Origin of the sequence: uncultured Caballeronia sp. (assembly GCF_964243625.1) — a bacterium.
Lineage (GTDB): Bacteria > Pseudomonadota > Gammaproteobacteria > Burkholderiales > Burkholderiaceae > Caballeronia.
Genome location: NZ_CAXTGZ010000214.1, coordinates 1 through 9,202, shown reverse-complemented (window position 1 = coordinate 9,202; position 9,202 = coordinate 1). Strand labels below are relative to the sequence as shown.

Genomic DNA, 9,202 nt, shown 5'->3' with positions numbered 1-9,202 from the left:
AAGCCGTTTTCCAACTGGAAGATCGCGCTCAGTCCGCCGCCCAGGTCTTCCCGTCCCTTCAAGCCCCAGCGCGGATTCTGATTCGTGCCGCTCAGCGCCTGGTAAGCGTTGTGCCCGCCCTGATTCGTCGCGAAGCCGACACCCCCTGATATCAGGCCGTAAAGAGTGACACTGCTTTGCGCATACGATGAGGCGGTGAACGCGCCGAGCATTGCAAGGGGAGCAAGCTTGAGTAGTTTCATGGTTGTCCGGGAATCGTCCGATGAGCGTGTGATGTATGTTCGTCGCGCCGGTTTTTGACTCATGGCGTCTGGCGAGTGCATCGGACTGTACAAAACCGAAAACCATAAAAATAATTATGAATTGTTATAAACCCATCAAATGAGTTTATGCAAAGGGTGGGAGAGGTGTGTTTTGAGTGGGCCGTTTCGCCAGTGTCATACGGTGAGCGACGCTACATGCCGCAGCCAATCACCCCGGCAGCGTCCCGCCTTCGGAAATCGGCTTGACCGTTGTCATGGTCCGTTCGGCGAGCACTGCGTCGCGCTTCGCCATCAAATGCGCGCGCATGATTTCGGCCATGCGTTTGCCATCGCGTGACTCGAGGGCGGCGATCATGGCTTCATGATCGCGGATCGCGCTGTCCCACTTCGTGGTCTGGAAGTTCGAACGGAACCGCAACGCCTGCAGCCGCCGGTTCACCGATACATACGTTTGCCGCAAGGCGGAGTTGCGAGCGGCGTCGTTGATCTTGTCGTGAATGGCTTGATTGCGGCTGTAGTAGCCGGACAGGTCGTTTTGCTCGCGGCAGGCGAGCATGGCGTAATGCAGCGCCTTGATCTCGCTGAGTTCGGCGGGCGTCATGCGTTCGCACGCGAGTTCGCCCGAAAACGCTTCGAGTCCGCCCATGAGTTCGAACGTCTCGCGGATCTCTGCGTCGCTCATCCGCGAGACCGACGCACCCCGGTTCGGCAGGATATCGATCAAACCTTCCGAAGCAAGCACCTTCAAAGCCTCGCGCAACGGCGTGCGTGAAATCCCGAGCGTCTCGCAGAGCGTGCGTTCGTTGAGTTTCATGCCCGGAGCCAACATCCCCTCGACGATGAAATTACGCAGGTGGTCCACCACCGTGTCGTGCAGCCTTTGCCGCTCGACTTTCGGCAGCGTGAATTCGCGATCAGCAACATGATCATTTTGCATGCAATACCTCTGGCCATTCTGTTGACGCGATTTTACCGCGCCGCACCCAAAAAACCGTGGGACGGGTTTTCACCTAAGCAAAACAGGCATTTATCGCTTTCAGTCAATGCTACGGTGCGCTACAGTATTTTGCATGCAAAATTCAAAGGACGCATTATGCTGAAGCTCGATTTTCATCCCGCTGGTCGCCATTTCCTGCAGATTCCCGGGCCGAGCCCCGTACCTGACCGCATCTTGCGGGCGATGAGTTATCCGACTATCGACCATCGCGGGCCGGAATTCGGTGCGCTCGGGCTGAAGGTGCTGGAAGGCATCAAGTCGATCTTCAAGACCGCGCAGCCCGTCGTGATCTACCCGGCATCGGGCACTGGCGCATGGGAAGCGGCGCTGTGCAACACGCTCAGTCCCGGCGATACGGTCCTGATGTTCGAGACCGGCCACTTCGCGACGCTCTGGAAAAAGATGGCCGAGAACCTTGGCCTGAAGCCGGAATTCCTGGGTTTGCCGGGCACGGAAGGGTGGCGGCGCGGCGTCCAGGCGGACATGATCGAAGCGCGGTTGCGCGAGGACACGCAGCACAAGATCAAGGCGGTGTGCGTCGTGCATAACGAGACATCCACGGGCGTCACGTCGGACATCGCTGCGGTGCGGCGGGCTATCGACGCAGCCGGACATCCGGCGCTGTTTCTCGTCGATACGATTTCCGGTCTGGCGTCGGCGGATTACCGGCATGACGACTGGGGCGTCGACGTCACTGTGTCCGGTTCGCAAAAAGGCCTGATGCTGCCGCCGGGGATCAGCTTCAACGCGGTATCGAAGAAGGCGATCGAGGCGAGCAAATCGGCGAAGTTGCCGCGTGCGTTCTGGGCGTGGGACGAGATCATCGAGATGAACAAGAGCGGCTACTGGCCGTACACGCCGAACACCAACTTGCTGTACGGCTTGTCGGAAGCGCTCGAAATGATCGGCGACGAAGGGCTCGACAATGTCTTCGCGCGGCATCAGCGGCTGGCGGCGGCGTGCCGTGCAGCGGTCAGCGCATGGGGCCTCGAGATTCAATGCGCTGACCCGGCCGTGTATTCGCCGGTGCTCACGGGCGTGATGACGCCTGAAGGCGTCGATGCCGATGCGGTGCGCAAACTCATCTACGAAAAGTTCGACATGTCGCTGGGCACGGGGCTCGGAAAGCTGAAGGGCCGCATGTTCCGCATCGGGCATCTCGGCGACTGCAACGACCTGACGTTGATGGCGACGCTCACCGGCTGCGAAATGGGCCTCAAGCTGGCGGGCGTGAAGCTCGCGGGAAGCGGCGTGCTCGCAGCCATGGACTATCTGACGAACAACGTCGCAGCACCTGCCTTGAAAGCGGCGGCCTGAGAACGTCCAAGCGATGCTGACCAAATCCCCTGAAGCACTCGTCCAGCCGATCCATCTGATGCCGGCATCGGCAAGGGCCACGCTCTCGCCGCTCGCCGCGCGTCTTCGCAGCGAAATGAAAGGCGACGTGCTGTTCGATCGCGCGGCCCGTGGACGTTACGCGACCGATGCCTCGATCTATCAGATCACGCCGCTGGGCGTTGTCGTGCCGCGCGACCAGGCCGACTTGCTGCTCGCGCTGGACATAGCACGCGATGCCAAAGCGCCCGTGCTCGCACGCGGCGCGGGGACGAGCCAGTGCGGGCAGACGATCGGTGAAGCGCTGGTTATCGATACCAGCAAGTGGCTCAACAACATCATTGAGTTCGATGCCGAAACGCGCACGGTGACGGTGGAACCGGGCGTGGTGCTGGATCACCTGAACGCGTGGCTGAAGCCGCACGGCTTGTGGTTTCCGGTGGATGTATCGACGAGCGCGCAATGCACGATCGGCGGCATGGCAGGCAACAATTCGTGCGGTTCCCGTTCCATGGAATACGGGATCATGGTGCACAACGTCGCGTCGATCGACGCCGTTCTCGCCGATGGTCATCAGGCGACGTTCGGCGCGTTGGGCGCAATGTCCCTGGATGCACGCACGCGTTCTTTGGTCGAAGGCGTGCAACGGATCGCGCAACGTGAACGCGATGAAATCCGCGAGCAAGTGCCGAAGGTCTTGCGGCGCGTGGCGGGCTACAACATCGATCTCTTCGATTGCCAAAGCCCCTTGCCCTTCAGCGCCGACGGCGAACCGAACCTCGCGCAATTGCTGGTCGGCTCCGAAGGCACGCTTGCGTTCAGTCGGCGCCTGACATTGAAGCTCTGGCCGCTGCCTGAGCACAAGACGCTGGGAGTCGTGAACTTCCCGACGTTCTACGACGCAATGGACATGACGCAGCACATCGTCAAACTCGGTCCGGTCGCCGTGGAACTCGTGGACCGCACGATGATCGACCTGTCGATGTCGAATCCGGCGTTTCGTCCGGTCATCGAAAAGGCGCTGGTCGGTCAGCCGCAAGCTGTGCTTCTCGTCGAATTCGCAGGCGCTGACAAGGCCGTGCAACTCGCGAAGCTCGCACAACTCGTGGAACTGATGGGCGATCTCGGCTTGCCCGATTCGGTTGTCGAGATGCCCGGCGCTTCGGAACAAAAGGCCTTGTGGGAAGTGCGCAAGGCCGGGCTCAACATCATGATGAGCATGAAGGGCGACGGCAAGCCGGTCTCGTTCATTGAAGATTGCGCCGTGCCGCTCGAACATCTTGCGCAATACACCACGCGTCTTACCGAAGTGTTCCACAAGCACCATACCGAAGGCACGTGGTACGCGCATGCAAGTGTCGGCACGCTGCACGTGCGGCCTATCCTGGACATGCGTCGGCACGGCGCGCAAAAGATGCGCGCCATTGCGGAAGAAGCCTCGGCGCTGGTACGCGAATACAAGGGTGCATATTCGGGCGAACATGGCGACGGTTTGTGTCGTGGCGAATGGGTCGCGTGGCAATACGGACCCCGCATCAATCAAGCGTTTCGGGAGATCAAGACGCTCTTCGATCCCGAGAATCGCATGAGTCCGGACCGCATCGTGAATCCGCCGAAAATGGACGATGCGACCCACTTTCGTTTTCCGCCTTCGTACCGCGAACGTGCGCTCAAGACGCAGCTCGACTGGTCGCAATGGGACGTGACACGCGATCCGCTGACCGGCGAGGAAACACCGGCCGGCAGTGGCGATGACCGTACCGGCGGTCTCGCGAAAGCGGTCGAGATGTGCAACAACAACGGCCACTGCCGCAAGTTCGACGCGGGCACGATGTGCCCGAGTTATCGAATCACGAAGGACGAGCAACACGTCACGCGCGGCCGCGCCAATACGTTGCGGCTTGCGATCAGCGGGCAACTGGGTGAAGAAGGGCTCGCGAGCCAGGATGTGAAGGACGTGCTCGATCTGTGCGTATCGTGCAAGGGCTGCAAGCGAGACTGCCCGACAGGCGTCGATATGGCGAAGATCAAGATCGAAGCGCGTGCCGCATGGACCGCGAAGAACGGCTTGCGCTTGCGCGATCGACTGGTGGGATTCATGCCGCGATACGCGCCGTATGCGAGTCGCGTGCCGTCGTTGTTCGGGTCGGTGGAGCGGTTGCCGCGCGTGGCGAGCTGGGTCAAGTCGCGTCTCGGCCTTGCGCCCGAACGCGCGTTTCCAAAGTTCGTTGCATCGTTTTTATCGACGGCCGAACAGCCTTTGCCTCCGTCGGTCGATGGCAAGGAAGTGCTGCTTTTCGTCGATACCTTCAACAACTACATGGAACCGGAAAACGCGCGTGCGGCGAAGCGTGTGCTGGAAGCCGCGGGTTATACGGTCCATCTGAATCTGAAGGACGGTGAACGTCCGCTCTGCTGCGGGCGCACGTTTTTATCGGCGGGAAAGGTCGATGAAGCAAAGGCCGAAGCGCGCCGCACGCTTGATACGCTGCGGCCGTTCATTGAACGCGGCGTGCCTGTAGTGGGTCTGGAACCCTCGTGCCTGCTTTCCTTCCGCGACGAATTCCTCGACTACGGTTATGGCGACGAAGCGCGCAAGCTTGCGCAGACATCGTTCCTGTTCGAAGAATTCCTGGTGAAGGAAAAACAGGCGGGACGTCTGAGGCTTTCACTCAAACCGCTCGCCCATCCGAAGGCGCTCGTTCACGGCCATTGCCATCAGAAAGCATTCGATGTCTTTCGACCGGTTCAAGCCGTGCTTGGCTGGATTCCGTCGCTGGATGTACAGGTGATCGAATCGTCCTGCTGCGGCATGGCAGGCAGTTTTGGCTATGAAGCCGAGCACTACGAAGCATCGAAAGCGATGGCGGAACTGTCGCTCTTGCCAGCCATACGAAAAGCACAAGACGCATTGATCGTCGCAGATGGCACCAGTTGCCGTCACCAGATAGCGGATGGAACGAACGCGAAGGCGATGCACGTTGCGCGCGTTCTCGAGGCCGCACTAAAAGAAGTCTAAAGCATCACACCCACAGCGGACGCACGCAAAAGTTCGCGCACTGGAGACAAGCATGACACGACCGCGCAAGCCCAGGATTCGCAGCACTGCTGCAACGCCAATCTATTAAGGCTTTTATCGAAGTTCCGGATGCAGTTCGCTTCAGGCGTCCTTGGGCGTCGGGATGGAGCACGCACTAATCAAGGAGACGATGATGTTCCGTCGAGCTACGACGCGCGTTTTGTTATTGCTGTGCGCCATGTATTTCATTACGTATGTTGACCGGGTCAACGTCAGTACCGCCGCTTCGCAATTCGGCGCGGAACTGCACTTGTCGCATACGCAAATCGGTTTCGTATTTTCCGCATTCGCCTATCCGTATCTCGTGTTCCAGATCATCGGCGGATGGGTGGGCGACAGGTTCGGACCGCGTCGGACGCTTGCCGTGTGCGCCGTCATATGGGCGGGCGCCACCGTCATGACAGGGCTTTCCGGCGGGTTCGTATCGCTGATCATTGCGCGCCTGTTGCTCGGACTGGGCGAAGGTGCAACGTTCCCGACGGCCACGCGCGCCATGTCGAACTGGATGCCCGCGGACAAACGCGGCTTCGCCCAGGGCATCACGCACGCGGCGTCGCGCATTGGCAATGCGGTCGCGCCGCCGTTGATCGTGTGGCTGATGATCGCGACGAGCTGGCGCGGCGCGTTCATCGTGACGGGCGTCGTGAGCTTTCTGTGGGCGATCGTGTGGATCTTCTATTTCCGCGATAACCCCCGCGAGCATCACGCCATTACCGAAGCCGAATGCGAGACGCTTTCATCGTTTTCCGGCGTGAAGCAAAGAACGCCCGTTCCGTGGCGCGCGTTGCTTGGCCGCATGGCGCCGGTCACCGCCGTGTACTTCTGCTACGGCTGGGTGCTGTGGCTGTTTCTCGGCTGGATTCCGCAGTACTTTCTCCACAACTATCACATGCAGTTGGGCAAGTCCGCGCTGTTCGCGTCGGGCGTGTTCTTCGCCGGCGTCCTTGGCGACTGGCTGGGTGGATCGATCACGGATCGCATCCTGCGGCGTAGTAAAAATCTTCGTCTCGCACGCAACGTGATGGTCGGCGTGTGCATGTTCCTGACGCTGCTTTCGCTTGCGCCAATCATGCTTGTTTCCAACATGTCGATCACGCTGGCTGCGTTGTGCCTGAGCGGCGGTTTCTTCTTCAACGAAATGACCATCGGGCCAATGTGGGCCGTCCCCATGGACATCGCGCCTAAACACGCCGGGACCGCGAGCGGCATCATGAACTCGGGATCGGCGCTGGCGGCGATCATCAGTCCGGTCGCCGGTGGCTTCATGATCGACCGCACCGGGAACTGGAACCTGCCCTTCACCGTGTCGATGATCCTCATGGCAGTCGGCATTGTGCTGTCCTTCACCATGCGGCCGGATCGCGTTCTGGATGATGTGCCCGCGGGTGCGGAGAACGCCGAGCCGCTTCGCAAATACGTTTAGAACAGGAGTCGATGTGACTGAAGCTTCTATCCGGGTTGAACGCGACGAAACCATCGCGACGGTTGTCATCGATCGTCCGGAGAAACTCAATGCGATGACCAAGCCGCTGTGGCAAGCGCTTGGCGAAACCATCAACACCCTTTCCGCCGATGACACCCTTCGCTGCATCATCCTGCGCGGCGCGGGCGAGAAGGCGTTCTCGCCGGGCAACGATATAGCGGAATTCCGCACCGATCGATCCAACGTCGAGCAGGCCCGTGCGTATGGCGCGATCATGCATCGCACGTTGGGCGCACTCGATCAGTGCCGGCATCCGATTGTCGCGATGATCCACGGCATTTGCGTGGGCGGCGGTCTGGAGATTGCCGCAATGTGCGACCTGCGTATTTGCGGTGAATCGAGTCGTTTCGGCGTACCGATCAAAAACCTCGGCCTCGTGATGGCGCACGCGGAACTCGACGCGCTCGCGAAGCTCGCCGGACCCGCAGTCGCGCTGGAGATCCTGCTGGAAGGCCGGATTTTCGATGCAAGGGAGGCACTCACCAAAGGCCTCGTCACGCGCGTGGTCCCCGACGATCAGGTCACCGCCGAGACATTGACCACCGCTCGCCGAATTGCCGATGGCGCTCCGCTGGTCGCGCGCTGGCACAAGCAGTTCGTCAAGCGCGCGATGAACCCCGCTCCGCTCACCGACGCCGAACGCGACGAAGGTTTCGCGTGTTTCGGCACGGAGGACTTTCGTACGGGTTACCAGGCCTTCCTCGACAAGGTCAAACCGGAATTCAAGGGACGTTGACATGTTCGAACACGACACATCCGATAGTAAAAGTTCAGGCCCGCTCGCCGGCATGCGCGTGATCGAGCTCGCGCACATCATGTCCGGTCCCATCTGCGGCATGATGCTCGCCGACATGGGCGCGGACGTCATCAAGGTCGAGAAAATTCCCGGCGGCGACGATTGCCGCCGTTTCGCGCCTATTCTCGAGGGCGGCGAATCGGCGTCGTTCATGATCGTGAACCGCAACAAGCGCGGCGTCGGTATCAACCTGAAGACAGACGGTGGCCGTGAAGTGCTGCGCAAGATGCTCGCAACGGCCGATGTCGTGACGGAGAACTACCGGCGCGGCACGATGGAAAAACTCGGCATGGGCTACGGCGCGCTCAAGGCGGAAAACCCCGGCCTGATCTATTGCGCGATATCGGGTTTCGGGCGCACCGGTCCGATGGCCGACAAGGGCGGCTTCGATCTCATCGCGCAGGGCATGAGCGGCTTGATGAGCATGACGGGTGAGCCGGGCCAGGCGCCGATCAAGGCCGGCTCGCCGGTCACGGATATCAACGCCGGCATCCTCGCTGCGCTTGGCATTTGCGCGGCGTACTCGGCCAAGCAAAAAACCGGCGTGGGTCAGATGGTCGATACATCGCTGTTCGAGGCTGGCTTGCAGCAAATGTACTGGGCCTTCGCCAACTACTTCGCCGACGGCACAGTGCTGCCGAAAGCAGGCTCGGCGAATCCGACGAGCGCGCCGTATCAGGCATTCCGCACGCGCGATGGCTGGGTCAACATTGGCGGAGCAAACCAGAGTAACTACGAGCGTCTGGTCGGCGTGCTCGACATCCCGGGTCTGGCGGACGATGAACGCTTCAAGAGCAACGCCGGGCGCATGAAGCACCGCGGCGTACTGGTGGACATCCTCACGAGCCGGCTGGTCGAGCGCACGACCAATGAATGGCTCACGATGTTCGATGAAATCGGTTTGCCCTCGGGTCCGGTGCTCGAGGTGCCGCAAGCGGTTGCACACGAGCAGGCATTGGCGCGTGGAATGATCGTGGAGACGACGCATCCGGTCGCGGGCCGCATGCGTGGCCTGGGCTTGCCGATCCATTTCTCCGATGGCCGCACGCAATCCCCCGTGCCTGCGCCGCTGTTAGGGCAGCATACGGCGGAGGTGCTGCGCGAATACGGTTTCTCCGATGCACGCATCGGCGCGCTGAAAGATGAAGGCGCAATCCTGGTTGGCGATGTAACGGGATGAGGAACGGCGCTTGGGGTTCCCCAAACCAAGCGGCTTTTATTCAAACGACAAGCGCAGCGCGAACGCCAG

7 protein-coding genes are annotated in these 9,202 nt (G+C 60.7%); 5 read left to right on the top strand and 2 right to left on the bottom strand.

Going from position 1 to position 9,202, the window contains the following annotated elements:
* The coding region (locus ACFFAR_RS15995) for a porin (RefSeq protein ID WP_375508109.1) at window positions 1-242 on the bottom strand (242 nt) is incomplete at its 3' end.
* 229 nt (window positions 243-471) lie between these two features.
* A complete protein-coding gene (locus ACFFAR_RS15990) occupies window positions 472-1,200 on the bottom strand; it encodes a GntR family transcriptional regulator (RefSeq protein WP_062001226.1) in 729 nt (242 codons plus the stop codon).
* Window positions 1,201-1,356: 156 nt separating this feature from the next.
* On the opposite strand from ACFFAR_RS15990, the gene ACFFAR_RS15985 reads away from it, so the two are divergent.
* The 5 genes from ACFFAR_RS15985 (at window position 1,357) to ACFFAR_RS15965 (ending at window position 9,133) form a co-directional block, all read left to right on the top strand.
* The gene (locus ACFFAR_RS15985) at window positions 1,357-2,577 is read left to right on the top strand and encodes an aminotransferase class V-fold PLP-dependent enzyme (protein ID WP_174362532.1); all 1,221 of its coding nucleotides are present in this window, start codon (window positions 1,357-1,359) and stop codon (window positions 2,575-2,577) included.
* Window positions 2,578-2,590: 13 nt separating this feature from the next.
* The gene (locus tag ACFFAR_RS15980) at window positions 2,591-5,614 is read left to right on the top strand and encodes an FAD-linked oxidase C-terminal domain-containing protein (RefSeq protein ID WP_174362533.1); all 3,024 of its coding nucleotides are present in this window, start codon (window positions 2,591-2,593) and stop codon (window positions 5,612-5,614) included.
* Window positions 5,615-5,804: 190 nt separating this feature from the next.
* Window positions 5,805-7,097: an MFS transporter gene (locus tag ACFFAR_RS15975; RefSeq protein ID WP_062002272.1), complete on the top strand. Its 1,293-nt coding sequence runs from the start codon at window positions 5,805-5,807 to the stop codon at window positions 7,095-7,097.
* A gap of 13 nt (window positions 7,098-7,110) precedes the next feature.
* Window positions 7,111-7,893, top strand: coding sequence for an enoyl-CoA hydratase/isomerase family protein (locus ACFFAR_RS15970; RefSeq protein WP_375508108.1), 783 nt, complete (start codon window positions 7,111-7,113; stop codon window positions 7,891-7,893).
* A 1-nt stretch (window position 7,894) separates the two neighbouring features.
* Complete coding sequence (locus ACFFAR_RS15965) at window positions 7,895-9,133, top strand: CaiB/BaiF CoA transferase family protein (protein ID WP_375508107.1); 1,239 nt, start codon at window positions 7,895-7,897, stop codon at window positions 9,131-9,133.
* The last annotated feature ends 69 nt before the right edge of the window (window positions 9,134-9,202 follow it).